22 protein-coding genes and 1 pseudogene are annotated in these 25,625 nt (G+C 41.7%); 9 read left to right on the top strand and 14 right to left on the bottom strand.

Annotated elements, in window-relative coordinates; all coding sequences use genetic code 11:
- The first annotated feature begins 170 nt into the window (after positions 1-170).
- Entirely contained in the window at positions 171-557 is a 387-nt protein-coding gene (locus Xmir_RS35535) for a DUF3461 family protein (protein WP_099114036.1), read from the top strand.
- A gap of 84 nt (positions 558-641) precedes the next feature.
- Here Xmir_RS35535 and Xmir_RS35530 read toward each other — a convergent pair whose 3' ends face one another.
- The 4 genes from Xmir_RS35530 to syd all read right to left on the bottom strand — a co-directional run bounded on the left by Xmir_RS35530 (position 642) and on the right by syd (position 3,440).
- Positions 642-1,088, bottom strand: coding sequence for a flavodoxin (locus tag Xmir_RS35530; protein ID WP_099114035.1), 447 nt, complete (start codon positions 1,086-1,088; stop codon positions 642-644).
- Positions 1,089-1,123: 35 nt separating this feature from the next.
- Positions 1,124-1,894, bottom strand: a complete 771-nt coding sequence (truC, locus tag Xmir_RS35525; RefSeq protein ID WP_099114034.1) for a tRNA pseudouridine(65) synthase TruC — start codon at positions 1,892-1,894, stop codon at positions 1,124-1,126.
- A gap of 1 nt (position 1,895) precedes the next feature.
- Positions 1,896-2,222 carry a YqcC family protein gene (locus tag Xmir_RS35520; RefSeq protein ID WP_099114033.1) on the bottom strand — a complete coding sequence of 109 codons (327 nt, stop codon included), beginning with the start codon at positions 2,220-2,222 and terminating at the stop codon, positions 1,896-1,898.
- Between the two features lie 651 nt (positions 2,223-2,873).
- Entirely contained in the window at positions 2,874-3,440 is a 567-nt protein-coding gene (gene syd, locus Xmir_RS35515) for a SecY-interacting protein (RefSeq protein ID WP_099114032.1), read from the bottom strand.
- A 507-nt stretch (positions 3,441-3,947) separates the two neighbouring features.
- On the opposite strand from syd, the gene Xmir_RS35510 reads away from it, so the two are divergent.
- From Xmir_RS35510 to xni, 5 genes are all read left to right on the top strand, one after another.
- Positions 3,948-5,639: a cholesterol oxidase substrate-binding domain-containing protein gene (locus Xmir_RS35510; RefSeq protein WP_099114031.1), complete on the top strand. Its 1,692-nt coding sequence runs from the start codon at positions 3,948-3,950 to the stop codon at positions 5,637-5,639.
- A 173-nt stretch (positions 5,640-5,812) separates the two neighbouring features.
- On the top strand, positions 5,813-5,986 hold the full coding sequence (locus Xmir_RS35505) for a YopJ family acetyltransferase (RefSeq protein ID WP_167385959.1): 174 nt from the start codon (positions 5,813-5,815) through the stop codon (positions 5,984-5,986).
- Between the two features lie 88 nt (positions 5,987-6,074).
- On the top strand, positions 6,075-6,920 hold the full coding sequence (queF, locus tag Xmir_RS35500; protein ID WP_099114030.1) for an NADPH-dependent 7-cyano-7-deazaguanine reductase QueF: 846 nt from the start codon (positions 6,075-6,077) through the stop codon (positions 6,918-6,920).
- Between the two features lie 246 nt (positions 6,921-7,166).
- The gene (ppnN, locus tag Xmir_RS35495; RefSeq protein WP_099114029.1) at positions 7,167-8,534 is read left to right on the top strand and encodes a nucleotide 5'-monophosphate nucleosidase PpnN; all 1,368 of its coding nucleotides are present in this window, start codon (positions 7,167-7,169) and stop codon (positions 8,532-8,534) included.
- A gap of 78 nt (positions 8,535-8,612) precedes the next feature.
- Positions 8,613-9,371: a flap endonuclease Xni gene (gene xni, locus Xmir_RS35490; RefSeq protein WP_099114028.1), complete on the top strand. Its 759-nt coding sequence runs from the start codon at positions 8,613-8,615 to the stop codon at positions 9,369-9,371.
- A gap of 92 nt (positions 9,372-9,463) precedes the next feature.
- On the opposite strand, the gene Xmir_RS35485 is transcribed toward xni, so the two are convergent.
- The 9 genes from Xmir_RS35485 to Xmir_RS35445 form a co-directional block, all read right to left on the bottom strand.
- Positions 9,464-10,975 (bottom strand): M10 family metallopeptidase C-terminal domain-containing protein, encoded by a 1,512-nt coding sequence (locus tag Xmir_RS35485; RefSeq protein WP_099114027.1) that lies wholly within the window; start codon positions 10,973-10,975, stop codon positions 9,464-9,466.
- Positions 10,976-11,283: 308 nt separating this feature from the next.
- Positions 11,284-12,750, bottom strand: coding sequence for a TolC family outer membrane protein (locus Xmir_RS35480; protein WP_099114113.1), 1,467 nt, complete (start codon positions 12,748-12,750; stop codon positions 11,284-11,286).
- 5 nt (positions 12,751-12,755) lie between these two features.
- Positions 12,756-14,093, bottom strand: coding sequence for an HlyD family type I secretion periplasmic adaptor subunit (locus tag Xmir_RS35475; protein WP_099114026.1), 1,338 nt, complete (start codon positions 14,091-14,093; stop codon positions 12,756-12,758).
- Positions 14,094-14,144: 51 nt separating this feature from the next.
- Positions 14,145-15,905, bottom strand: coding sequence for a type I secretion system permease/ATPase (locus tag Xmir_RS35470; RefSeq protein WP_099114025.1), 1,761 nt, complete (start codon positions 15,903-15,905; stop codon positions 14,145-14,147).
- Positions 15,906-15,966: 61 nt separating this feature from the next.
- Positions 15,967-16,302: a protease inhibitor Inh/omp19 family protein gene (locus Xmir_RS35465; protein WP_099114024.1), complete on the bottom strand. Its 336-nt coding sequence runs from the start codon at positions 16,300-16,302 to the stop codon at positions 15,967-15,969.
- Positions 16,303-16,553: 251 nt separating this feature from the next.
- Positions 16,554-17,987, bottom strand: coding sequence for a serralysin family metalloprotease (locus Xmir_RS35460; RefSeq protein ID WP_099114023.1), 1,434 nt, complete (start codon positions 17,985-17,987; stop codon positions 16,554-16,556).
- 377 nt (positions 17,988-18,364) lie between these two features.
- Entirely contained in the window at positions 18,365-19,462 is a 1,098-nt protein-coding gene (rlmM, locus tag Xmir_RS35455; RefSeq protein ID WP_099114022.1) for a 23S rRNA (cytidine(2498)-2'-O)-methyltransferase RlmM, read from the bottom strand.
- Positions 19,455-19,850: a DUF423 domain-containing protein gene (locus tag Xmir_RS35450; protein ID WP_099114021.1), complete on the bottom strand. Its 396-nt coding sequence runs from the start codon at positions 19,848-19,850 to the stop codon at positions 19,455-19,457. Before Xmir_RS35450 ends, rlmM begins: the two co-directional genes overlap by 8 nt.
- Positions 19,850-20,800 (bottom strand): transcriptional regulator GcvA, encoded by a 951-nt coding sequence (locus Xmir_RS35445; RefSeq protein WP_099114020.1) that lies wholly within the window; start codon positions 20,798-20,800, stop codon positions 19,850-19,852. The genes Xmir_RS35450 and Xmir_RS35445 overlap by 1 nt, the downstream gene beginning before the upstream one ends.
- Before the next feature lie 404 nt (positions 20,801-21,204).
- Between Xmir_RS35445 and csdA the strand changes: the two genes are divergently transcribed.
- Positions 21,205-22,410 carry a cysteine desulfurase CsdA gene (gene csdA, locus Xmir_RS35440; protein WP_099114019.1) on the top strand — a complete coding sequence of 402 codons (1,206 nt, stop codon included), beginning with the start codon at positions 21,205-21,207 and terminating at the stop codon, positions 22,408-22,410.
- 139 nt (positions 22,411-22,549) lie between these two features.
- On the opposite strand, the pseudogene Xmir_RS35435 reads toward csdA, so the two are convergent.
- Positions 22,550-22,827: pseudogene (locus Xmir_RS35435) on the bottom strand (IS1 family transposase); the annotation flags it as partial.
- Between the two features lie 735 nt (positions 22,828-23,562).
- On the opposite strand from Xmir_RS35435, the gene Xmir_RS35430 reads away from it, so the two are divergent.
- Both Xmir_RS35430 and Xmir_RS35425 read left to right on the top strand, forming a co-directional pair.
- On the top strand, positions 23,563-24,618 hold the full coding sequence (locus Xmir_RS35430) for a fatty acid desaturase family protein (protein ID WP_099114017.1): 1,056 nt from the start codon (positions 23,563-23,565) through the stop codon (positions 24,616-24,618).
- A 24-nt stretch (positions 24,619-24,642) separates the two neighbouring features.
- Positions 24,643-25,623, top strand: a complete 981-nt coding sequence (locus tag Xmir_RS35425) for a proline dehydrogenase family protein (protein WP_208620409.1) — start codon at positions 24,643-24,645, stop codon at positions 25,621-25,623.
- Positions 25,624-25,625: the final 2 nt, after the last annotated feature.

Raw genomic sequence — 25,625 nt, 5'->3', positions numbered from 1 at the left:
TGATCATATGTATATTTATGGGGAGTTTCAAGCGACATCATTGCGCTAATTTTTGTGTAGCTCCCCTCAATCGCCATTAACCGATTGACTTTTAACAATTACGAAATGGATAATAAATCCACTATTTCTTTTGCCTTTTCCATTTCATTTAGGTGACTAGGTGACGCGCTATGTACGATAATTTGAAAAGTTTGGGGATCACGCATCCTGAAGATATTGATCGCTATAGCCTCCGTCAGGAAGCTAACAACGACATTCTGAAGATTTATTTCCGCAAGGACAAAGGCGAGTTCTTCGCCAAGAGCGTTAAATTTAAGTACCCACGCCAGTTGAAAACCATCTCTGACGATCATTCCGGGCAAGGTTACAAAGAAGTCAAAGAGATCAACACCAACCTGCGTTATGTGATCGAAGAGCTGGATCAAATTTGCAGACGTGACCAGATCGAAGTGGATTTGAAACACAAAATCCTCGACGACTTACGTCATCTTGAGCATGTTGTTGCCAATAAGATTGCAGAAATCGAAGCAGATTTGGAAAAGCTGACCCGTAAATAATCACGTCAGCAATGTCACAACACCGCTTATCCTCTTGCATTTCAAGCCAAGGTAAAGGTATAAGCGGTGTGACAACGCATTTTTCTACAGCAAAGTTCCCCACTCCTCAATCCAGTTCTGGGCGAAGACCTCAGGTTCAACTACCTCAATAGCATCAATCAGCAGCATATCCCCGATTCGTTTGGCTCCCTGCTCCTGTAACAATTTATCAAAGGTACGACCACCACCACAGAAAGTGTCGTAACTGCTGTCACCCAGCGCAATTACGCCATAACGCAAATCGGGCTGATAGCCCAACTTATCATTCAACTCTACATAAAGCGGCTGGATATTATCAGGCAGATCGCCTTGCCCTGTCGTCGAAGTGACAACTAAAACAATTTGTTGCAGATACTCTCGCCATTGCGCTAAGGTTGCATCTTCAAAGATCTCAACCTCATGCCCTTGCTGCCTGAGGATCTGCTGTGCTTCTTCCGCAACTGCCAGCGCATTGCCATAAACTGTACCAACGAAAATACCAATCTTTGCCATAGATATTGATCTCTTTAATCGGTTTGATACTACGTTCATTTATGAGTCGTTAAACATTTATGAGTAGCTAAACATTCCAAATCAGGCACCATACCCTGCCAGCCAAATTGTTCAAGCAAATGCTGCCACGATAGATCCCACCGGGCGGTTAAAAGAAGATCTTCTCCTGTCACGGGATGCTTGAGCCGAAGGTGGCTGGCATGCAGCATTAATCTGCCAATCTGATAATATTTAGCAACTCCTCGATTTTGCCGCAAATCGCCGTGCGTGGTATCCCCGATGATGGGATGCCGAATATGTGCCATATGACGTCGCAATTGATGCTTACGACCTGTTTTGGGCATCAGCTCCAACAGGCTGAAACGTGATGTCGGGTAACGCCCTATTTCAACCGGACACTCAACTTTTGCCAATGAACGGTAATGCGTAATTGCTGACTGTGCTTCCCGGTCTGGATCAGCAAATTTATCCGCAATTTTGTCCAACTGTTCCATTAAGGCGTAGTCGATAATATCATCACCTTCAACATAACCCCGCACAACAGCATGATACGTTTTTTGTATATCGTGGAATTCAAATTGTTGTGCAAGTGTTCTGGCCACTTCACTTGAAAGCGCCATTAATAAGACACCAGATGTCGGCCTGTCCAAACGATGGACAGGAAAAACATGCTGCCCTATTTGATCGCGCAGCGTCTGCATCACAAAAACAGTTTCATGGCGCGCCAGCCAACTGCGATGGACTAACCAACCCGCAGGCTTATTAACTGCAACAAGATGTTCGTCCTGATAAATAATATCCAGCATATCAAATGTCCTGCATAAACAGGTTGTCCAATGCTCGCAAGTGTTCAAGTAAAGGTAAATAACGTTCTGTTTCTTCTTTATAAACTTCCTCAAAATACGGGGCGATCGAAAATGCCGTCGGCAAGTTGGCTTTTTGTTCTATTAAGGCGCGCATTCTTGGAATTAATACCCATTGTAGCCACTCTTCCGCTGACATCGTATCAATGGAAAAAGGCTCGGTACTTTCAAAAGATTCTGGTTTAGGAGGATAATTCTGCCATAAGCCTACCGCTTTCATGGTGACTTCAATGGACTGTAATTGATTTAGAATTTGTTTCTCGATACTCATGATTTTTCGTCTGATGCTTAGCTGTGGCTCAGATGACAAAAGCTGCCACCATGTCATTAGAACATAAGAGTATCATTGATACGATTTCAGCGGAAAACTTGCGATAGGATAAAATGAAACAATGACCACCCCTTCAAGAGATGGTTTAAGGATGATAAAAAAAGAGGAGAGATAAAATCCCTCCTCTTAATTTATCTGTCATAGCAATCCTGCTAAATCAATCGCTTCCTGCTCATTCCCTGACAAAAATACTTCCTTGTCTGTCATCCTTTACTTAATCGTTGTACTGCTCAATTATTATACTGATAGTATCCGGCGATAATGGCATTTGGCGATCCTGCCTCTACCTGACCTTCCCTGAACCATCTTCCCGATGGGTTTATTCCCTGGTTATTGTTTTGCTGTGATCCCTTACGGAACAGTAAAAGGATCTATGATTTGGGCGGTTGGAACAAGCAACCGAACAGGAACCGTCAGTACGATGGTAAAAAGGATACTGCTGTCACATTCTGTATGATATTGATATAAAATAGAAATAATTTCACGCGCTAATATTCACTTTGTGATTAAAAGAAATATCTCACGCACCATGTGAGATATCTCTTACAAAAGATCAAACTAATATCTGCAAGTGACTGCACACATCTGCAACTAACTGCACACAACGGGATTGATAACTGAAAGGAAACTTGCCAGATTTGCAGATAACATTGTCCTCTCGTTACTGCCAAACTGCTCCAGAATCACCTGGCCGGTCAGATTACATACAGAAATCAGCCCCATATCAGAATCAGTCGTGCCAATAAATACGGTTGGTGAGAGCTTTAACCGCTTCTGTGTGACAAGATGACCAATTAGGTTTTCCTGTAACCGAATAAAATCATCTTCACTCCATACCTGAATCAAACTGAAATTCTGCCCTTCAAAACTGGCCGTCATATCACCCGCAAGTTGCGTCACATAGTAATCATGGATAGCACTTTGCAAACAAATATCCAGCGCTGTTTCGACCTTCTGGAGTTTTTCCCGGACAGAAAACGGCTGGGGAAGCCAATGCACTACACCATCTCCGGTACGTTCAATACAGGGTGAAGGTATGCCATACAGATCACTGCTGGCTGGCGGAAAACCTGTCTTCTCTTGCCACAATTCAACATAGCGTTGGGTGAAGCCAGAGAGAGCTTCTGTCACATTAGCTTCTGTCACATTAAAGGTCATATGATTATATCATCCATCATTTTCAGGTTTATAATGTTATCCTACTTATTCCTATACGTTTTTTAGCAAAATAACAACCGAAGAGTGATGTTACCATTGTTATGAAAGTTACCATTGTTATGAAAAAGTGTTGATATGACTTCCTTCATCTGAATACCTGTCATCTATTCCAATAAATGCTAAAAATGAGATCATTTTCGTATCTGACCTATAAAACTTTCTATTATCCTCATCATTAACCCATATTATTTAATTTCAACAAAATTTATGTTTTCTGAATTTCTTCACAAGTCTGAAATTTAAAGCATTTAATGACGACTATATGTCATCCATATCGCATCAAGTACATATCAGAGATAAAATAAATATTAACAGATGATCCCCACTGCCTAAAGGCGGAATGACCTTTTAATGTTCATAGTAAATAATCCCGTAATAAACGGATTTAGTTTTAAATTCATATTAAAGAACCCAAAACTCACAAAATAAAAATTAAGGTGACAAATAATGACCACATCAGATATAAATCGACAAGATGAAAATTACTTACAAGATAACATTATTACTGAGCCAGAATATCACTTGCCTCATTTTCCTGACCATATTATCTGGAAAAATTTAAACTTTAAAAATTGGTCAGGAGAAGTTCAGGCTCACAATGTACCATGCTGTATACCTCGTTCTGCTGAAGAGGTTATTTCAGTCGTCAATTGGGCATGGAAGGAAAATTATAAGCTAAGAATTGTCGGACAATCTCATAATTGGTCACCATTGATCCTGGAATCAGGGCAAAGCTTCAAAAATCGTATTATGTTGATGGATCTCTCTGAGCATTTTACTCACGTCAATATCGAACACCGTTCCCAATTTTCTATCGTAACCGCACAAACGGGTATATTGATGGAAACACTAATGACTCAAATGGAGGATCAAAATCTTGGTTTCACCGCAACACCAGCTCCCGGTGATTTAACATTAGGGGGCGTTCTCGCGATAGGCGGGCATGGAACTGCCATTAAAGCAGTGGACGAAACGCCACTTCCCGGGCACACATATGGCTCTCTGAGTAACACAATATTGTCCCTGTCTGCTGTTGTGTGGGATGCAGAAAACCAGCAATATACTATCAAGCATTTTGAGCGAAGTGATCCAAATTGTGCACCACTATTAACTCACTTAGGTTGTTCCCTGATTTTAGAAGTCCAGTTTCAGTCTGGTAAAAATCAACGCTTACGCTGCCAAAGCTTCACTAATATCTCAGCGGCGGAATTATTTGCCGATGCCGAATTTCCAGAAAGCAATCGAACTTTTAGTCATTTTCTAAATAAAAGCGGTCGGGCTGAGATTATTTTATTTCCTTTCACAAACCTCCCATGGTTAAAAGTCTGGAGTGTGGCACCAACCAAACCGGCTGCCAGCGTTGAGGTTAAAACACCCTATAACTATCCATTTTCCGATAATATCTCACCAGCCATATCGAATATCGTGGATGACATTCTTTCCGGTTTCCCTGCAATAACGCCTCTGGTCGGTGAGATGCAATATCAACTGGCAAATACCGCTTTACAAGGCCATGGAAAAGATATTTGGGGTTGGAGTAAAAACCTATTGCTGTATGTGAAACCCACAACACTGCGTGTTACAGCAAATGGCTATGCGGTATTAACGCGCCGTGCTGATATCCAGCGCGTTTTGAATGAATTTTATACCGAATGGCAAAAATTAATGCGTGAATTTGCAAATCAGGGGCGATATCCCATCAATGGCCCTATTGAAATCAGAGTCACTGGATTAGATGATCCTGCCGACGTCCTACATGAAAAGGCGGTTGTTCCCAGTTTATCTGCAATCCGTCCCCGTTTAGATCAGCCTGAATGGGATGTTGCAGTCTGGCTCGATATATTGACCTTTCCAAACACACCTTATGCCATTGAATTTTGCCGCCAATTTGAACAGTGGCTATTTAAAGAATTTGAGGGTTCTTATGCCTCAGCCCGTGTTGAATGGAGTAAAGGTTGGGCTTATGGCACCAACGTTGCGTGGGAAGATAAAGAAGTTTTAACCAAAATAATTCCAGCTTCATTCACTGATGGATTGCCTGCCGATAACAATTGGGTTTCAACAATTTCTGCATTGAAGAAATACGATCCACATCACATATTCAGATCGCCATTATTAGATAAATTACTTTCTGAATAAAGGCATCTTAACAAATAGTAGATATATTTTTATATCTACTATATCCATAGGCTTTCAAATTATAATTTCGTTAGTTACACGATGCTTCACAATGACATGGCAACCACATCATGAATTATGCTTTCTGGGATTTAACTTCCTTATCATCATGCCGCATCTGAAATCCATTGGGTATGACCATAAAAGTATGGAGAAAAAAAAGAGAAACCCTGCCAGAACGATATAAACGTCATTTGATTACCCGCACAATTGATGGTAAGTCACGAGACTACAGTACATCTATTGAAGAAAAAAGGCTTAGCCTTGCAGAAGCAGCGCTAAAATGGCTCGATGAGTACGGAGAATAATGCACAATAAAAATACGACCATTCAGGATTCCTTGATAAACTACGGTCTACCTCAAACATAATGATTTACCAATTTTAAGGAATCTTAATGTCTTTATATCAGGATAATCAGGCACTCGCTCAACTCACGTTAGGTAAACCCACTCCCTACCGCGACAACTACGATCCGACTTTACTGCAAGCGGTTCCCCGCAGCATGAACCGTGAACCGCTTGGACTATTCCCTGAAAGTATTCCTTTTCATGGTGCCGATATCTGGACGATGTACGAACTTTCCTGGCTCAACGCACGCGGTGTTCCTCAAGTTGCTATTGGTCATGTCAGTCTGGATGCCACCAGCGAAAACCTTATCGAATCAAAAAGCTTTAAGCTTTATTTGAATAGTTTTAACCAAACCCGCTTTGCTGATTGGGAAACCGTACAAAAAACGCTGCAACAGGATTTATCTGCGTGTGCCAATGGCAATATCGACGTTGTCTTACATCCCCTCCACAACTTCAGTCAGCAGCCAATTGCCGAATTTACAGGAAAATGTATCGATAATCAGGATATTGAAATTGATGATTATCAGTTCAGTCGCGATTATCTTAACAATGCAGCCATTGGCCCTATTGTTGAAGAAACTTTAGTGAGTCATTTGCTAAAATCAAACTGCCTGATCACTAATCAGCCAGACTGGGGATCTGTCATGATCCACTATAAAGGCGCCAGAATCGATCAGGAAAAGTTATTGCGCTACTTAGTTTCTTTCCGCCATCACAATGAATTTCATGAACAATGTGTCGAGCGTATTTTCAATGACTTAATGACATTATGCGTGCCTGAAAAACTCACTGTTTATGCACGTTATACCCGCCGGGGAGGGTTGGATATCAATCCGTGGCGCAGTAACGAAGAATTTACTCCAGCAATAGGAAGGTTAGCCCGTCAATAATCAAATCAATTTGATTAGCAATGGGTAACCAGACTGCTGGATGAAATCAGTTATACCCAATAAATTTCAGGTTGCTGTGACGGCAAATAAGCTAATTCCCCAGAAACTGAGATAACTGTCATAAGGTAACATCATGTTATTTCGTTATATCGCTGGAAGGAGTGGACGCAATAAAGCAGCAATTTGAAAGATAGAGGGTATAAATCATTATTGAGGAACCCCTATAAGGGGTAAAAGGAGTCATTCTTGATTACACATGTCAATCCATTGGGATCGATGGATTTACTCTCTCAGCTTGAAGTAGATACGCTTAAGCGTACCGCAAGTAGTGATTTATACCGCCTTTTTCGTAACTGTTCACTGGCGGTTCTTAATTCTGGAAGCCAAACCGATAACAGTAAAGAATTGCTGTCAAAATATGAAGATTTTGATATCAACGTACTGCGCAGAGAACGCGGCGTAAAGCTGGAGTTAGTCAATCCACCGGAAGACGCTTTTGTTGATGGTAAAATCATCCGTTCCCTGCAAGCAAATCTGTTCGCAGTGTTAAGGGATATTTTGTTCGTTCACGCGCAAATTACCAATGCACAGAAAGCTCACAATTTAAATATGGAAAATGGTACACATATTACCAGCACCATTTTCTCCATCCTGCGCAACGCTAACGCCCTGCATATCTCAGAAGATCCGAATATGATTGTTTGTTGGGGCGGTCATTCCATCAATGAAAAAGAGTATTTATATGGGCGCAAGGTAGGGAATGAGCTGGGGTTACGCGAACTGAATATCTGTACAGGTTGTGGCCCGGGAGCAATGGAAGCCCCAATGAAAGGCGCTGCGGTAGGGCATGCCCAGCAGAATTATAAAAACAGTCGGTTCGTCGGTATTACAGAGCCTTCAATTATCGCGGCAGAACCTCCCAACCCGTTGGTGAATGAGCTGATTATCATGCCTGACATCGAAAAACGTCTGGAAGCCTTTGTCCGTATTGCTCACGGTATTATTATCTTCCCCGGCGGCGTGGGTACGGCAGAAGAACTGCTGTATTTGCTGGCTATCCTGATGAATCCTGAAAATAAAGATCAGGTTCTGCCACTGGTCTTAACAGGCCCCAAAGAGAGTGCCGATTACTTCCACGCGTTAGATGAGTTTATCGTTAATACTTTGGGAAAACAGGCTCGTCACTACTACCGCATTATTATGGATGCACCATCAGAAGTCGCACGTATAATGAAAAGGGCGATGCCAAACGTCAAAGAGAATCGCCGTTCTACCGGAGATGCTTACAGCTTCAACTGGTCATTGAAAATCAGCCCTGATTTACAATCTCCATTCAATCCAGCCCATGACAACATGGCTAACCTGAATTTATATCCAAATCAACCACCTGAGAAACTTGCGTCAGCATTGCGATGCGCATTTTCTGGCATTGTGGCAGGTAATGTAAAAGAAGTGGGTATTCATGCCATAGAGAAATACGGGGCATTCAAGATCCACGGTGATGCTGACATTATGCACTGTATGGATAACTTGCTAGAAGATTTTGTGGAGCAAGATCGCATGAAACTTCCGGGAGGTACTGCTTATGAGCCGTGTTATGAGATAATCAAATAAATCACAGATACCTTTTCTCTTCACGATTCAATGAGGCTAGTGCCAAGGAATAAAATCCAAGGATGGAATATAACGACCATGATACATCTTTTAATTGTAGACGCCCTAAATCTGATTCGACGCATCCATGCGGTACAGGGAAGCCCTTGCGTTCCTGCCTGCGAACATGCGTTAAAGCAATTAATCACCCACGCATCCCCGACTCATGCCGTTGCCGTATTTGATGAAGATGATCGCAAACATAGCTGGCGCCATCAACTTTTCCCTGACTACAAAGCAGGGCGTTCTGCTATGCCAGAAAACTTACAACAGGAGATGCCGCTGATTAAGCAGGCATTCAATGAACTTGGCGTAGCTTGCTGGCATGCAGAAGGACATGAGGCGGATGATTTGGCCGCAACATTGGCGACTAAAGTCGCCAATACCGGTCATCATGTCACAATTGTTTCAACAGATAAGGGCTATTGCCAGCTTCTTTCTCCCAATATTCAAATCCGTGATTACTTCCAAAAACGCTGGCTGGACTTACCGTTCGTTCAGCAAGAATTCGGCGTTTCCCCTGACCAACTTCCTGATTATTGGGGGCTGGCAGGTATCAGTAGCAGTAAAATCCCCGGCGTTCAGGGCATTGGCCCGAAGACAGCCGCCACCCTGCTACAACAAGCCGGTTCGCTGGATAATTTATTCCAGAATCTGGAAGCCCAACCAGATAAATGGCGAAAAAAATTAGAAGCTCATAAAGAAATAGCTTATATCAGCCGGGAAGTCGCTTCATTAAAAACCGATCTATCACTACAAGGAAATTTGCAGCAACTCAGGCTGATTTATGTCGAATAAATCTCAAATCGCAGAGAAGAATAACCGTCTAAGAAAGTGAGCCGGAAAAACCAGTCATCTTGCGACTTGAAAAACAATATGTATAAACTGAATTAGAGAATAAAATCTGATTCAGTTAATTCTTTTATCCCTATAAATACTAACATAAACATATCAGAGACCATTCCTTTCCCTAACTTAATATATAAACTTGTTGAATTGTATATACTCTGGTATATAAAATAGGCATCTCCTGGCTGACCAAAATTGTGACGCTCAACAAATTTCACTTTTCCTGTTCCACCAAAATCAAAACCTGATAAATCGACTTTATCTTTACCTGATTCAAAATCAAGAATGGTATCGTAACTGCTATCTATTGATTGATTACCAGACAAATAAACGAATGTGTTTTTTCCCGTTCCTCCCCTTATCGTTCCTCCTCCAAAGCCACTATATAAAATATTATTGCCCGCAGTGCCTTCCAAATTTTTTGGAACATTATTACCTATAATGATATCGTTACCACGACCACCAATAGCCTCATGAATAGTACAACCGCGGGCGATAGAGACATTGCCTTTCAATCCACCAACATCAGAAAAAGCCCCCTCATTCAAATTGATAACCTGATCCTGCACAAAACCAGAAAAGTCAAACCTATTAACCTCTATTTCTTTGCCTGAAATAATATTAGGAGGACAGGCACAAAATATCAATTTACTCTCTTTGTGTAATGCAGTTTCATAATCCAAACCGGTATTAGAATTAAAACCATATACAATATAAGTAGGATAATTACTACTGTTAAGACCATATAACTTTTGAACAGCAGAAATATCATTCATTACAGGGCAAGATGGGTATAAATCCTCAAAATCCTGCCCAGTATAAGATGAATTAAAATAACTCATAACAGTATAAGCGAAACTATCCTCAAAATGAGAAGCACTCTTCTCATAATTGGGTTTCTCTTTATCACCGGCATCATATGGAGACGGGTGGATCAGACTCAATTGATGCCCAATTTCGTGAACAAACGCCTTTCGTATATTTCTATTGACTTCAAGAAATTTTTTATCAGAAAATTTGTCATTATTCATATTAAACCATGAATGGGATTTATAATTTCCTTTAGTAGGTAATTTAGTAAATGGATTAAGATCTGCTTTTTTTATATTTTTACTATAAAAACAAACGACAAGATCAGCTTTATCATAATCATAAACTTCGGTAAAAGAGATATTAGCAACACGACTCCAAGATTCATAGGATTTATCCAAAGCTTCCTTAATATCCATATCAATGGTCGCAAGTTCTGCAACCTTGGCTTTCTCCATAGCTTTTTTAACCGCAGGTTCTTTCGCAAATTTAGACTTTGATGTTAATATACAATATTTGAATTGTACAGGCTCGTTAGGTAGCGTCTCTTTTTTCTTATTCTTCCAAATAAAATTCTTTCTCAAAATTTTCTCATATGATTTATCACCATATATTGGTTTTTTATATTTATTAATATTTTTATTTTTACTTGGATTGTAATAATCCAAATATTTTTTTATTTGTTTAACCGCATAAGAATATAAAACCTCATTCTCATTAATTTCTTTTTTCGACAAGGACATCCCGACCTCCTTAAAAAGGCATCAACCTGAAATAAAAGACGGAAATCAATTGCTGACATATAATAAACACATCAACCACAATATAAAGTTTAGTTCAAATTCCTGTGAAAAGAGATCATTTTACATATCGTTTAACATTTATTTAAACTTATCCCTCTCTTAATCAGATAAGCTAAACAATCCCATTAAATTATTTTATAAAAATAAAAAACAGCATAGCTTTATAATAAAGTACGCTGTTTTCTCTTATCTGTTATTTAATGGAAATTTCAAAAAATCATTTAAATCGGTTTCTGCATAAAATCAGATCAACCAAAATAATCAGCAATTAACTTAATATGTTCACCATTTAATTGCCCCGACTCATTCAGCAATCCAATCCACGCTTTCATATAGTCATATTTAGCCTGAGACAGTTCACGACGCGCAGTATAGAGTTGTTGCTCAGCATTGAGCACATCGACATTCACTCGCTGCCCCAAAGCAACGCTTTTTTGCGTCGCTTTCACCTGTAATTCAGCCGCTTCTACCGCGGTTTCATAGACTCGTATCCGCTTCTCACCATTAACATAGGCATTATAATTGCGGCGCAGTGCATTCAGGATTTCGCCTGCCTGTGCATCCATCTCATATTTAGTCTTGCCATAATTTGCCGCCGATTGACGTACTGCCGCCGCCGTTCCGCCGCCATTATAAAGATTCATGGAAACACGCAAGCCAATAGAATCTGTCCGGTATTTTTGGTCAATACTGTTATCGCTACTGGACTTATTTTCGCTATGAGAAGCATACAACTCAAGTTTTGGCAGGTATCCCGCACGATTGCGGTTAATGTCATGATACGCCACATCAACTTTCTGCCGGGCTGCCGCCAATTGAGGGTTCTGGCTTAATGCCTGCTGTTCCCAATCAGCATAACGCCCGATATCCCGTTTGATGGCTTTGAACTGTGGTGCGTCGGACAAGCGATTAACCGGTAAACCGGCGGGCAACGGTACACCAACTAATAGCTGCAAGTCACGGATTGCGGCATCCAGCTCATCCTGCACCATCAATTCATCGGCCAGTACCTGGCTGTAACGTGTTTGCGTTTCTGCCACATCGGTGCGAGTGCCCTCGCCAGAGGAAAACAATTTCTGATTGCGTTCCAGTTGCTCTTCATAGGCAGTCCTCTGCCGGGCGACTTGCTCCAGCCGATCCTGTGCATAGGCTACAGCCACATAGCTGTTCACTACCCTGACCGCCAATTGCTGGCTATCCGCCCGAAAGCGGGCATCACTCATCAGCGTATAAGCCTGACGGGTTCGATAACGCGCCCACGCTTCAAAATCAATCAGCGGCTGGGTCAAAATAATCGCACCGCTATAGCTGTCATACTTCCGGTCACGGCTTTCGCTAACCTTCCGACCACGCATATCTACAGAATGAGATTCCATTTTCTGCCAGTTTTGCGGTGAATTCTGATAGCTAATCAATACCTTGGGCAGCAATTCTGCCAGCCCAAGATTTTTCTCTTCCTGCCCTGCTTCCTGCTCTTTGATGGCGGCCTGAAATGTTGGATCATGCTGCAATGCCAGAGCATAAGTTTCCGTCAAAGAAAGGGCTTTCGCGGAACCGGAAGCTGACATCACCAACAATGCCGTTAAAAACATTTCCCTCAAAAACATTGCCCTTAAAAACATTGCCCTTAAAAACATTGCCCTCAAAAACATTCGCCTTAAAAACAGAGGCAATAGCAAAGTACGTTTATTGGCAAAACCGCAATACCTCAACATCTCCATTACTCCTCAATCAGCGATGTAGACGCCCTATCCACCAGTGGCTTGAACAGATAGCTCAACAGAGAGCGCGATCCCGTTTTGACGAACACCTCAACCGGCATCCCCGGCTTGATATTCAGTCCTGCCAATTTCTCCATTCCCTCAGGGGTCACTTTCAATCGCATCTGGTAATAAGGTTCCCTTGTTACTCCATCCACTAACCGGTCAGCAGAAACCACTGCCAGCTTAGCCGTCACTTTCGGCGTCCGGTTTTGGTTGAACGCAGTAAACATCAAATCAACATCCTGACCTACAGCCACCTTATCAATCAAATGCACCATCAAGCGCGCTTCCACTTCCAAGGTACTCTGAGCAGGGAGGATCTCCATCAATTTCTCACCGGAAGCCACCACACCGCCTTGGGTAAATACGTTCAACCCCACCACTGAACCATCGACCGGAGCCGTAATTGAGGTATGAGACAAATCAAACTGGGCCGTTTCCAGCTTATTGCCTAATTCATTAGCCAACACCTGCACATCCGACAATTGGCTGCGTACTTCACGTTGGTAATCAGCCTGACGCTGAATAATTCGCTGTTGCGTTTCCTGCCGCTGCTTTTCAAGCTGACCAATTCGCCCAGACATCTCGGCCACACTGCCACTTAACTCACTTTGGTTACGCAGTAATTCCAGATACTGGTTACGGGGAAAATAGCCTTCCTCTGTTAAAGGTTGCAGGTTAGTCACTTGCTCCTTGAGTGAAGCCTGCTGTTGTCGCTTGCTTATTAAGGCTTCTCGTAATCCTTTGATTTGGAAATTCAGCCCTTCCTCAGTCTGTTGCATGCCTGCCAAGTCACTTCGCAACATCTCACGGCGTGACAGAAAGAGCTGTTTCTGCAATGCCAGAATATCCTGAACGCGCGGCTCCGATTGCTGACTCAATAATGTGGATGGAAAGACAATGGCATCCTGTCCTTGTTGTTCGGCCAACAGTCGGGCTTCCGTTGCCAAAGTGGTATAAAGTTGCTGTTTCAGAGAATCAATCTGCGCATTAACCTGCACTTGGCTGAGCTGAACCAAAACCTGCCCGGCCTTGACTTGCTCACCCTCTTTCACCTGAATTTGCCTGATAATACCATTCACCGGGGACTGTACCGTTTTTCGGTTTCCATCCACGACAACCGTCCCTGAAGAAGCCACCCCTTTATCGAGTGGCGCAAACGCGGCCCAGATTAAAAAGCCCAGAATGCCAATGCCAATAACCAACCAGCCTATTCGCAGGTAACGATTCGCATCCAGCGGCAATAATTCTGACGCCTCATTTTGGGCATCCTTTGCATTGGTCTGATAGGACATCTTTACTCCCAGATAGCAATATCCCAAGAATTTAAATATGGCTGAATCATGTTACGAGGCACGTTCGACCGCTTTTGGTTGTGGCTGTGGCTGTGACGGAGACAGCGCCGCCATGACTTGCTGGGAAGGGCCAAACATTTTCATTTTACCCTGCACCAACAGCAAAACTTTGGTTGTTTGCGAGAGCAATGAAGGACGATGGGTAATCACCACCACCGTTTTCCCTTGTTCCCGTAATTGAGCAATGGCATTACTCAGCGCTTTTTCTCCGATATCATCCAGATTCGAATTAGGTTCATCCAATACCACAAGCGACGGATTACCATACAAAGCGCGAGCCAGCCCAATCCGCTGTTTTTGCCCACCAGACAGCCCCATTCCTCCGGCACCAATGACCGTGTCATAACCCTGTTCAAGATTGAGCACCAATTCATGGACGCCGGCTTTTTGTGCCGCCTCGATCACTTTTTCAGGATCAACATCGTTAAAACGCGCGATATTCTCAGCAATCGTGCCACCAAACAGTTCAATGTCCTGCGGCAAATAACCAATGGATGCCCCCAATTCATCTTTGTTCCACTGGTAAATATCGGCACTATCAAGTCGTACAACGCCTTCCTGTGCCGGCCAAATCCCCACCAGCAAACGGGCTAATGTGGATTTCCCTGACGCACTGGGGCCAATCACCCCCAGAACATCGCCGGGATTTAAGGCAAAGTTGATATCCTGCAAAACATATTGCTTGTTTTGTGATGTCTGGCTTGGTGATGCCTGAGCGGCACGTGTTTTACCGGGTGGTATTGCAGAGACTTTCTCCAACAGCAATACGCCCTTGGGAACAGGCAATGACATGCCACTTTTGCGCTCTGGCTGAGCTTTCAGGAGCTTGTCCAACCGCTGCCATGACAAACGAGCCGCACTCCAGCTCTTCCATGCCTGTATCAACTGCTCAATCGGGGACAACGCCCGCCCCATCAAAATGGAACCTGCTATCATCATTCCCGGCGTGATATTCCCTTCAATCGCCAGCCAACCGCCCAAACCCAGAATCAAAGATTGCAAGGCTATGCGTACTGTTTTAGTCAGCGCAGCAATGAATGCCGCTCGTTCACTGGCAATACACTGGAAATGGAGAAAGCGCTTATGCAAACCAAACCAGCGGTGACGCAATACCGGCAACATTCCGAGCGCTTCGATCACTTCTGCGTTGCGTAAGTTGGTGCTGGCAAGATGGGCTGATCGTAAAGAGAGGTTGCTTGCTTCGGCTAACGGTGCCTGGGATAGCCACTGGTTCAATACCGCCAGCGTGATAAGAATGATGGCCCCAACCAGTGCCAACAATCCCAGATACGGGCTAAACAGGAAAATGACACAAAGGTAGACGGGGAACCAAGGAGCATCAAAAAAAGCAAACAGTGCATTCCCCGTCAGAAACTGGCGAATAGTCGCCAAATCATTGAGCATTTGCCCCGCATCTGTTGAGCCACTTTTTAGGTTGGACTCATACGAAGCGGTGTAAACCCGCTGGTTCAGGCTCATATCAAACTGGTTGCCAATGCGGATTACCACCTGACTGCGGATATATTCCAGCCCGCCCATGATGGCAAACATACCCAGTGTGATAAGCGTCAGCATTAACAGGGTCATTTCATTACCGGATGGCAGTACCCGATCATATACCTGAAGCATATAAATCGAGGGAACCAGCATCAACAGATTGATAAACGCTGTAAATAAGCCAATAGTCCAGAATACTTTGCTGCGTGCACGGATAACATCCGTGATTTCATCCTTCGGAAAGCGTAATTTCACTGCAATCCCTTTATCATTAACTGAAGCAAAACGAATTAGTTATCAAATCATGCCTGATTTTTTATTTTGTCACTGCATTCGCTGTGCCACTAAATGTCATGACCAATTCCCTGCCATCAACAAGGTAGGCGACCCATTGTTCTTCAGACTCATGACCAAAAAAGGCCAGACTATTACCGTCATCATCCGTCAATGTGATTCCATCGGGAGCCGGACGCCATCCTTCAACAGGCTGACCAAACAGCGCTGTCGCACAGGCGTCACTTTTTAGCGCCCAAATTGACCCTTCAGGTAAACGGGTATCGGTCAATTCAACACGACATACCTGCTGCCCATCGGAGAGTTGCCATAGCCCTTTCAACTCATCAGCGGGTGGAAGTCTCAAACTACTCGCCATACATCCTCCTGCAAAAAAAAGAGATAAAATTACCGATAATTTCAATGCCGATAAATTTATTGTCGATAAAAAAGCTCTCCGCAAACATGTCTTCAACCTATAAAACGGAGTTCCAAAAAATTCATACTGATGAAACAGGGGACGAAAGAAAACCGATATTATCTTCAGATGACGATATAACACAGCGGCCTCCTTAATACTGCCGTACACCAAGAAGCATACGGCAGCATTCAGTTATTGCGATGACATCATCAAACGATGAAATCTGCCTCAGTCAGCGGCTGGCCAACAACTTTCACTAGGAAATCGTTGCCCGCCAGATCACCACCAAGACTGATCTCTAAATCTGTGACTTCATTCACTTGGTCATAAGTGAACTTCACTTCACCCGCCTTGCCTGAGAATGAATCCACAAATTTGATATCGCCACGACTACCGAAGTTGAAGAAAGACAGATCGATCTTATCTTCACCAGAAGTAAAATCATGAATCCAATCCGGGTTGTCTTTCAATGATTCTTTGCCATCCAGATAAACAAAGGTATCCTTGCCTTCGCCACCCCACAGATGGTCACCGCCAAGCCCGCCATAAATGATGTCGTCGCCTGCACCACCTTTCAGGATGTTATCTGCGCTGTTACCGACCAGAATGTCGTCACCGCTACCGCCAATCGCATTTTCAATAACGACACCACGTGCGATAGAAACGTTACCTTTCAAGCCGCCAACATCAGAGAAAGCCCCTTCATTCAGGTTAATACGCTGATTTTGGGTAAAGCCAGAGAAATCAAATGTATCTTCACCGCCCGCATCCCAAACGCTGAACACCAGTTTGCTGTTCGCATCGGTAGCGGTCATGAAATCACGGCCAGTATTGGAATTGAAGCCATATATGGTATCGTCTGCACGAGTTTCCATATTAGCGCCATACAAATCCTGAATGGCAGAGATATCATTCAGCAAAGGTGCTGATGAATATTCACCTTTGAAATCCTGGCCCGTGTATTTCTCACCGAAATAACTCATGACCGTATAGGCACGAGAGTCTTCGAAATATTTTGCTTTAGTGATATAGCTTGGACGCACTTTATCAGAAGCATCATAATCAGCAGGGTGTTCCAATCCTAAAGTATGTCCAATTTCATGCGTGAAAGTCTGACGGGCATAACCATTCACATCAATGTCATTGTCTACAAAAGTATGGCTCTTAGCGTTATACCATGTATAAGCTGTTTTTTGTCCCTGTGGCAGATTTGCGAATGCGTAATCTTTCGCTTTGCTATAATCAAAGAAGCCAAAAGTGATATTTGCTTTATTAGCATTACTTACTTCGGTAAATTTAATATTGGCAACATCAGACCAAGACTGTAAAGAAAGTCTCGCTGCATCTTTCTGATCTTCATTAAACGCACTGAAGCCAGAAACATTAAACAGCGGCATGATAGCCGGTGTTTTTGTTAGAAAATGATATGATAATTCCAATGTTCCAGAAGAATTAACATATTTATTGGACCAGTGATAATGGCCCCTCACAAGCTGATCAGGCGCATTATCGCCCAATGGATTATGATCAACACGAATAGAAGAATCGTAATTCGGAACGTAGGCTGTGAGAAGTGCTTTTACATCCTGAACAGAATTAGAATCAGATAACCCCGAATAGGTATATTTTTTCTTTGAGGTCATGTAAATCTCCTGTAAGAACAAGATTAATTTTCTAAAACCCGAAATAGTTGTAATAACGGGAGCAAGAGTTTTAAATTCTTTCTAAGTTCCCCTTAGAAATAAAACTCCAGCATAAAATAGCGTTAGTTCTTGTCCGTGTAAAAATAATTAATATATCTTTTTAGAATACATATTGAACAAATTTAGTTTATGTATTTAATTATTTATTTTTCAATGAAATTTTTTTGATAACAAAAAAACAGTATTATTTATTATAAAATAATACTGTTTTTATCTGCTGGAAATTAGCCCTAAGAAAGAATTATCTATTTACACTTTCTTTTTTCAAATTGCGGTATTTTCACCGCAACTTGAAATTTATTCCCTATCCATCACCTTCAATAATCCCTTTCAGTTGCATAAACAGACCAGATGCGGCGAACATGTACTGTAATCTCTTCACGATCGTGATACAGATGTTTCGCCTGAATTTGAGCATTTACACCATTCTCTTTCAGTTGCGACTCAATTTTCTGCAATATGTGATCCACTTCCTCATAACGCTTTTTCATCGGCAATTTGAGATTGAAGATCGCTTCACGACACCAGCTTTTTACCAACCAATCTGTCATCAAGTGTGCAACTTTGGCAGGTTTTTCAACCATGTCACAAACCAGCCAGTAAATGTTTTTTACTGACGGCTCAAATTTAAAGCCATCCACGCGGTGATGCTTCACCTGACCGGTTTCCATTAAACTTTCCGCCATCGGGCCATTATCTACCGCATGAACCAGCATGCTGCGTTTTACCAGCTGGTAAGTCCATCCTCCCGGACAGGCACCGAGATCCACGGCATGAAGACCGCTGCATAGACGTTCTTCCCATTCGTCATAAGGAACAAAGACATGAAAGGCTTCTTCCAGTTTCAGCGTGGAACGGCTTGGTGCATCAGATGGAAATTTCAGACGAGGGATCCCCATATAGAAACGGGAATTATTGTTACTGTAGGAATACCCCACATAGCAGCAACCTGAAGCAATGAAAAAAACATGGATTACAGGACGGCTGTAGTTTTCCTTTGCCAGCAAGAGCTTTTCCTGACGCATTGCATTACGTAGTGGAACCGTAAATTTACGGCAGAATTTCATCAACTCTTTGCTTTCATTGGTGTCCGGGACTTCTACACGCAGCTCACCGGCTCGCTCAATCACCCCCATCAACATACCAATAATCGGTGTAATGCGATCTTCCTGCGGCAGATCTTTCAACAACTCGCCCACGACCAACATTTGGCGGGCAAAAATCAATTCCTTAAACGGAATTTCACGGATCAGACGATCGGCATCATCAGGCTGATAACACTCAAACAGTACATATCCGCTGTTTTCTTTCACACGGGCGAAACCGTAAATTTCTTTTTTACCCGCTTTATCGGTAATTTCTGCCGCACACTCTTTTTCAAAACCCGGGCGGCAATATAAAGCAACTTTATTCATGGCTAAGCGCCGATTTCCTTAGACGCAGAGCGCCAATTAATACACATAACCAACCAATGAGAAAACTCAGCCCACCGATTGGTGTCAAATACACCAGAAATTTTAGCGGTAAAAAGGCCAGACAATAAAGACTGCCGCTAAACAGCACAATTCCCGCTGCGAAAAAAATACCACTCCATCCAAATTGGGGTACTGGCTGACGCATCAAAAAAACAGCCAGCGCCATCATGGCGAGTGTATGCAGCCCTTGATATTGCAGGCCGGTATGAATCCATTCCATCTGACGTGAAGTCAGGACAGGCGCCAACATATGTGCCCCCATCGCTCCCAATGCCACGTAGAAAAAACCACTGATCCCGACAAAAATAAGCATGACCCGACTGCTCATCACACAGCTCCTGTTTCAGATTGGCATCTATTGGGTATAGTGATATATCCCAACCTTTCTTGTTCGGACGCGGCTTGCGTCAATATCCATTTCCGAAAAGCGGCAATCTTGCCCAATTCTGCCTGATTATCGTGACAAACCAAATAAAATGCGTTCTTACTGACCAGAACATCATTGAATGGACAGACCAAACGCCCCGCATCAATTTCATTTTGTGCCATAACATTATTGGCAAGGGCAACCCCCTGACCGTGCACAGCCGCCTGAATCACCATTGCACTGTGACTGAATATTGGCCCTTGCTGGACATTGATTTGTTGCTGCATGTCAAGCTGACGAATATAGGCTTGCCAATCCCTCCGGGATGAATCGTGCAATAAGGTATGCCTGGCAAGATCTGAAGGGGTTTTCAAGGGCCGGTCTCCCGCCAACAAGGCCGGAGAACAGACGGGCAGTAAATACTCAGGATAAAGACGATCGGTCCGCAACCCCGGCCAATTGCCCCTGCCATAAAAAATGGCGACATCAACATCATCAGTCAATTTATCTTCTTCCCGATCTATCGCCTGAATCCTGACATCAATCCCCGGAAAGCTCTGATTAAAACCAGAAAGCCGTGGCACCAGCCATTGAATAGCAAAACTGGGAGACAAACTCACGGTTAACGCCCCTTTAGCGCTACGTGCCTGAAGCTTGCGGGTTGCATCATTGATAGCAGTAAAAATTTCCTTGATATCGAGATAGTAACTCTGCCCATCTTCAGTTAACAACAGTGAACGATTACGACGACGAAAAAGCTTTAATCCCAGAAAATCTTCCAGACTTTTCATCTGATGACTAACTGCGGCCTGAGTCACAAATAATTCTTCTGCCGCCTTAGTAAAACTTAAATGACGGGCGGCGGCATCAAAAACGCGTAAGGCATTGAGTGGAGGTAAACGTTTAGACATGTTGGTTTCTTATATGGTGGTGACGATACCGGTAACTCTTTTCGTTCAGGTATTAGTTTTTATAATCCGAAGCATTATAATTTGTCCCTTGATGATATACCAGCAAATCCCTATAGTGTGCGCACTTCCTAAGCCGGAACGAAAAGTCTCTTTGTATTAATACATTGATACTTTTGGCTTTGTGGTTGTGATGTTGTGTTTGCAAGTTGTCTGGTAATCCAGACTTTGTAGCGTAAGCTACCGTTTTTTTTCACTTCCTGTACATTTACCCTGTCTGTCCATAGTGATTTTTTTAATGCACCGCAATTGCGGTGCTTTTTTTCTCAACTTTCCTGTAGAATTCCCCTTCCTCTGGCTAAAGAAAAACTTATTCTTTATCACACAATGATTAAATTACACCGTTTATGAAAGCCTTTGACTCAGAACAATTCCGCCAACAATTTCCTGCCCTGCAAGAATCAACCACGTTTCTGGATAGTGCCGCCACTGCATTAAAGCCGAGATGTATGATTGAGGCGACCGAACACTATTACCAGAACCACAGTGCGACGGTACATCGCAGCCAGCACGCGACAGCACAAGCCATGACCGCGCGTTATGAGCAAGCCCGATCACGGGTCGCGGAATTGATCAATGCGCCATTACCTGTGGATATCATCTGGACGAAAGGCACCACTGAGTCCATTAATCTGGTAGCGCAGAGTTACTTTCGCACCCGCCTGAACGTAGGTGATGAAATCATTATCAGCGAACAGGAACACCACTCTAACCTGCTACCGTGGCTGATTCTGGCAGAACAGACAGGCGTCAAAATCGTAAAATGGCCGATTGGCAACCAACGCCAACCTGAAATAGAGAAACTGGTAGAACTGTTAAATGAGAAAAGCCGACTAGTCGCCATCAGCCAAATGTCGAACGTGACTGGCGCCGCCATCGATTTGGCACAGGTCACAACACTCGCCCATCAATATCACTGCAAGGTACTGGTTGATGGTGCTCAGGGCATCGTTCACGCACCTATTGATGTTCAGCAACTGGATATCGATTTTTATGCGTTCTCAGCCCATAAACTGTATGGCCCGAATGGGTTGGGTGTGTTGTATGGCAAAACTGAGTTACTGAATGCGATGTCTCCGTGGCATGGCGGCGGCAAAATGCTGACTCAAGTCTCATTTGACGGTTTCACACCGGAAGCCGTGCCCTATCGCTTTGAAGCAGGTACACCTAACGTTGCTGGCGTAATCGGCTTTGCAACAACTCTGGAGTGGCTGAAAACCATTGATATCCAGCTCGCCGAATCCCATGCCATTGCCCTGACGGATTACACCGAGCAGCAACTCAGCCTTCTGCCGGGTTTTATCAGCTACCGTGTGGCTAGTTCCAGTTTGCTGGCGTTCAATTTCGCCGGAATACATCACAGTGACTTAGCAACACTGATTGCAGAACAAAATATCTCCCTGCGTTCGGGGCAACATTGCGCTCAACCCTTGCTAGAAGCTCTTGGGATCAGCGGCTGCTTGCGCGCTTCATTTATGCCTTATAACAACCAGCAAGATGCAGATAGATTGATTGAAGCGGTGAAATTTGCGCTGTCGTTGCTGGATGAGTGATATTAGTTTGTTGTTGATTACGCCTCTATTTATAGTAGGGGCGTGTGTTTAATATATTGACTGAAACGTTCAAGGAAATGCTTCTGTTTCATAAAATTGTATCTTAATCAGTTAGTCATGACTCCAATAGTGAGATCATTTAAAGGAAGTAGTATTCATTTTCAATGAACGTTCCTATCCTTTATTGTGTGTTTCTTCGGATTTGGAATAACCTATCGTTTTTCGGTTTAGCCTTTTTAGGCGGATACGCTGAGTGAGATTAGTTCTCCCGATACGTTGGGTAAACGTCTTTCCCGTGAGGTGTTTTTTCTCAGGAAAGCAATGACAAACGACATAGTCATCTGTACAGTAAAACCAGATATTAAAAGAAGACAGAAGTAAAAGCAGTTTTTCCAACGTTTTCCTGCTGCGATCACCACTTTGACATGTTCTAATTTGTGACAATAACAACAATAGACGTTAACTTTAGCCATGCTTTACCTTCATCACTAAAAACCGATAAGCCTGCTACAACTCATTATTTAATACATGACCCCATCCTGAATATAATATCTGATCTATTTAGTTTAATAGATAAATTGACATTATTTAATTTTTCAGAGCGACATTATGTGTAGATAAAATTACTATCCAAACTTTTTCTCTGAAGAGCATTTCTAATTTTTATTTCTTCATAAATAAAAAACCAATTAGAGTATGGCATTGTTTATAAATTTCATTATAAGGATGTGTATTTTTCACAAAATGAAACCAAATTGGAAGCACTAAAATAAATTTAACCCTAAAGTGTTATTTTTTTAATTTAGTTTGTTGTGTTTATGTAACTTGTTTGCTATTTTAATTTTTGTGTTTATCTAGCGTAGTCATATTAAATATTTATCAGTGAAACTATAACCAAATGTTTAATGCTTGGTTTATATTTAAAACTAAAATTAGATTTTTATAGGAGTGATTATGTACTTGTGTGAAAGTTAAATAAAATTTAATGTAGATAGTTATAATTGACTTTAAAAGCAAGTTTCTTTAGTTATAATTACGCATTTAATTTCGAAATTAAATACTACTTTCTAGTAAAAATCAAGTTTTATCTTTATTGGAAAATATATTATCAACATCATGATCTTATTTTTCCTTATTAAGTAAGGGTGTGTTATGATTTCTGAAAATATAGAGGTATCTAATAGGTATAAAATATCAAGAGATGTAATTAGAGGATTAAAGCCTTTATGTAAACAAGATAATTATCACTGGCTGTTAGCTATTTTAAAGGACTACTCTCTTATAGCTATATCAATATATTTAACACTTGGTGTCAGTTATTGGTTTTACCCTATTTCATTATTTGTGATTGGTTCTACACAAAGAGCGTTCACTAATATATTACATGAGGCATCTCATAATGTCTTGGCTAAAAATAAGGTGTTAAATTATATAGCTGGTACTTACTTGTCTGGCTATTTGGTGTTTCATTTTTATAATTCTTATAGTTATTCGCATATTAAATATCATCACGTTTATTTAGGGGATAAAGATAAAGATCCAGATTATAACTTTCATATAAAATCTGGGCTGTACAATTCGAATGAAGATTCAAAAGATTTCTTCATTAAAAATATTTTATTAGCCCTAACAGGTTACAGGTCCTTCAAATATATACAATATGTAATAAAAGATAGAATAAAGATACAAAATAATGAGAACGAGGAGGGGAAAAAAGAGTTAATTCCATTTTTATTATATTGGATTGCTATTTTATCAGTTTGTGTATACTTTGATGTTATATTATATTTTTTAGCTTTTTGGTTAGTGCCATTATTTACCTTTGCCGTTGCGATTGGTTGGATAGTTGAACTTTCCGAGCATTACCCCTTGCCTGAATCTGAAAATGAAGCACTATTACTAACTCGAAATCGCAAAGGAGCATGGTGGGAGAATTTCTTTTTTGGCAGACATAATGATAACTATCATCTGGTTCATCATTTACATCCGGGTATTCCACATTGGAATATGAAAAAAGCCCATATCCATCTGATGAGTGACACAAATTATGCTAGGTGGGATCGATTATGGGGAGGAATATTTACACGTAAAAATAAAAACGAAGAAACACTGCTTAGTTATGCTAAAAAATATAGAGAGTATAAACGATTGAATGAAAAAAATGATGTTAGTCACAGTTTTGCGAAATATATGTTGTCTCTTCAATAACCTATATTAAAAAGGATATTGCTTATGAACCTTGTTTTTATGAATGACGTAAACCAAAGACTAATAACCTCTAAGGCACTTAAGTACTTTGCTGCCAATGCTTCTTTAAGAGAATTATTCATATCATCAAAAGAATTTCAGGACTTTTTAAGACCTGCAGCACATCGCTATATTGTCGGTGAAAATATTTCTGAGTTATTCGAAAGGTTACAAAATTTAGCAAGTATAGGCTATAACACGGGAATCGAATTTGCAGGTGAAGAGGCTTCCTCAATAGCTGAAGTAGATACAATAGTTAATGAATATCTTAATTTGATCGACCGTATAGACAATGGGGTTGATAGTAAACCTCAGTTAGGATTTGATTTATCTAATTTAGGTTCAGGAATTTCAAAAGAGATTGCTATTCTGAATTGTGAGAAAATTTGTGAGAAAGCAATCAAAAAAGATATACCCATAATCATTAGTATGGAAAGATCTAAATGGACTGATATCATTCTTGATATTTTCTTTATGCTGAGAAAGAAGTTTAGTAACTTAGGAATAACGTTACAAGCTCAATTAAATAGAACTAAGGATGATATAAAGGATGTTCTTAAAACCGGATGTAAAATTAGGTTAGTCAAGGGGGTTTATGATGAACCTGAGAAAATATCTCTCCCCAGAGGAAGCAAACTTGATAAGAGATATATGGAAATTTTAATAGAAATAGCTAATAATGAAAATATCTTTGCTTATGCAACTCAAGATCCAAAGCTAATAGAAATGATTAGAGGGGAAGGTATACATAAGACAGGGGAGCATGAAATGCTGCATGGTGTAAGGCCTGAATTACTGAAAAGCACTAGAGATTTGTCTGTCATTAAACCGCGTATTGCCTGTGTTTACGGTTACAATTGGTATTTGCATTTTATACATCGTTTAGCAGAATCACCTGAAAATATTTATCAAGCATTCAATGATATTTATTTAAATGGTAAAATCAAAAAGTCATATAACTATTAGTT

It is taken from the genome of Xenorhabdus miraniensis (assembly GCF_002632615.1).
Note: the sequence above shows the minus strand (reverse complement) of the source record. Positions and strands in the feature narration are given on the sequence as shown.

What these genes read in the sequence shown, in the direction of transcription:
- Xmir_RS35535 (WP_099114036.1), top strand. Translation starts at nt 171, where the DNA reads ATGTACGATAATTTGAAAAGTTTGGGGATCACGCATCCTGAAGATATT.
- Xmir_RS35530 (WP_099114035.1), bottom strand. Translation starts at nt 1,088, where the DNA reads ATGGCAAAGATTGGTATTTTCGTTGGTACAGTTTATGGCAATGCGCTG.
- truC (WP_099114034.1), bottom strand. Translation starts at nt 1,894, where the DNA reads ATGCTGGATATTATTTATCAGGACGAACATCTTGTTGCAGTTAATAAG.
- Xmir_RS35520 (WP_099114033.1), bottom strand. Translation starts at nt 2,222, where the DNA reads ATGAGTATCGAGAAACAAATTCTAAATCAATTACAGTCCATTGAAGTC.
- syd (WP_099114032.1), bottom strand. Translation starts at nt 3,440, where the DNA reads ATGACCTTTAATGTGACAGAAGCTAATGTGACAGAAGCTCTCTCTGGC.
- Xmir_RS35510 (WP_099114031.1), top strand. Translation starts at nt 3,948, where the DNA reads ATGACCACATCAGATATAAATCGACAAGATGAAAATTACTTACAAGAT.
- Xmir_RS35505 (WP_167385959.1), top strand. Translation starts at nt 5,813, where the DNA reads ATGACCATAAAAGTATGGAGAAAAAAAAGAGAAACCCTGCCAGAACGA.
- queF (WP_099114030.1), top strand. Translation starts at nt 6,075, where the DNA reads ATGTCTTTATATCAGGATAATCAGGCACTCGCTCAACTCACGTTAGGT.
- xni (WP_099114028.1), top strand. Translation starts at nt 8,613, where the DNA reads ATGATACATCTTTTAATTGTAGACGCCCTAAATCTGATTCGACGCATC.
- Xmir_RS35485 (WP_099114027.1), bottom strand. Translation starts at nt 10,975, where the DNA reads ATGTCCTTGTCGAAAAAAGAAATTAATGAGAATGAGGTTTTATATTCT.
- Xmir_RS35480 (WP_099114113.1), bottom strand. Translation starts at nt 12,750, where the DNA reads ATGTTGAGGTATTGCGGTTTTGCCAATAAACGTACTTTGCTATTGCCT.
- Xmir_RS35475 (WP_099114026.1), bottom strand. Translation starts at nt 14,093, where the DNA reads ATGTCCTATCAGACCAATGCAAAGGATGCCCAAAATGAGGCGTCAGAA.
- Xmir_RS35465 (WP_099114024.1), bottom strand. Translation starts at nt 16,302, where the DNA reads ATGGCGAGTAGTTTGAGACTTCCACCCGCTGATGAGTTGAAAGGGCTA.
- Xmir_RS35460 (WP_099114023.1), bottom strand. Translation starts at nt 17,987, where the DNA reads ATGACCTCAAAGAAAAAATATACCTATTCGGGGTTATCTGATTCTAAT.
- rlmM (WP_099114022.1), bottom strand. Translation starts at nt 19,462, where the DNA reads ATGAATAAAGTTGCTTTATATTGCCGCCCGGGTTTTGAAAAAGAGTGT.
- Xmir_RS35450 (WP_099114021.1), bottom strand. Translation starts at nt 19,850, where the DNA reads ATGAGCAGTCGGGTCATGCTTATTTTTGTCGGGATCAGTGGTTTTTTC.
- Xmir_RS35445 (WP_099114020.1), bottom strand. Translation starts at nt 20,800, where the DNA reads ATGTCTAAACGTTTACCTCCACTCAATGCCTTACGCGTTTTTGATGCC.
- csdA (WP_099114019.1), top strand. Translation starts at nt 21,205, where the DNA reads ATGAAAGCCTTTGACTCAGAACAATTCCGCCAACAATTTCCTGCCCTG.
- Xmir_RS35430 (WP_099114017.1), top strand. Translation starts at nt 23,563, where the DNA reads ATGATTTCTGAAAATATAGAGGTATCTAATAGGTATAAAATATCAAGA.
- Xmir_RS35425 (WP_208620409.1), top strand. Translation starts at nt 24,643, where the DNA reads ATGAACCTTGTTTTTATGAATGACGTAAACCAAAGACTAATAACCTCT.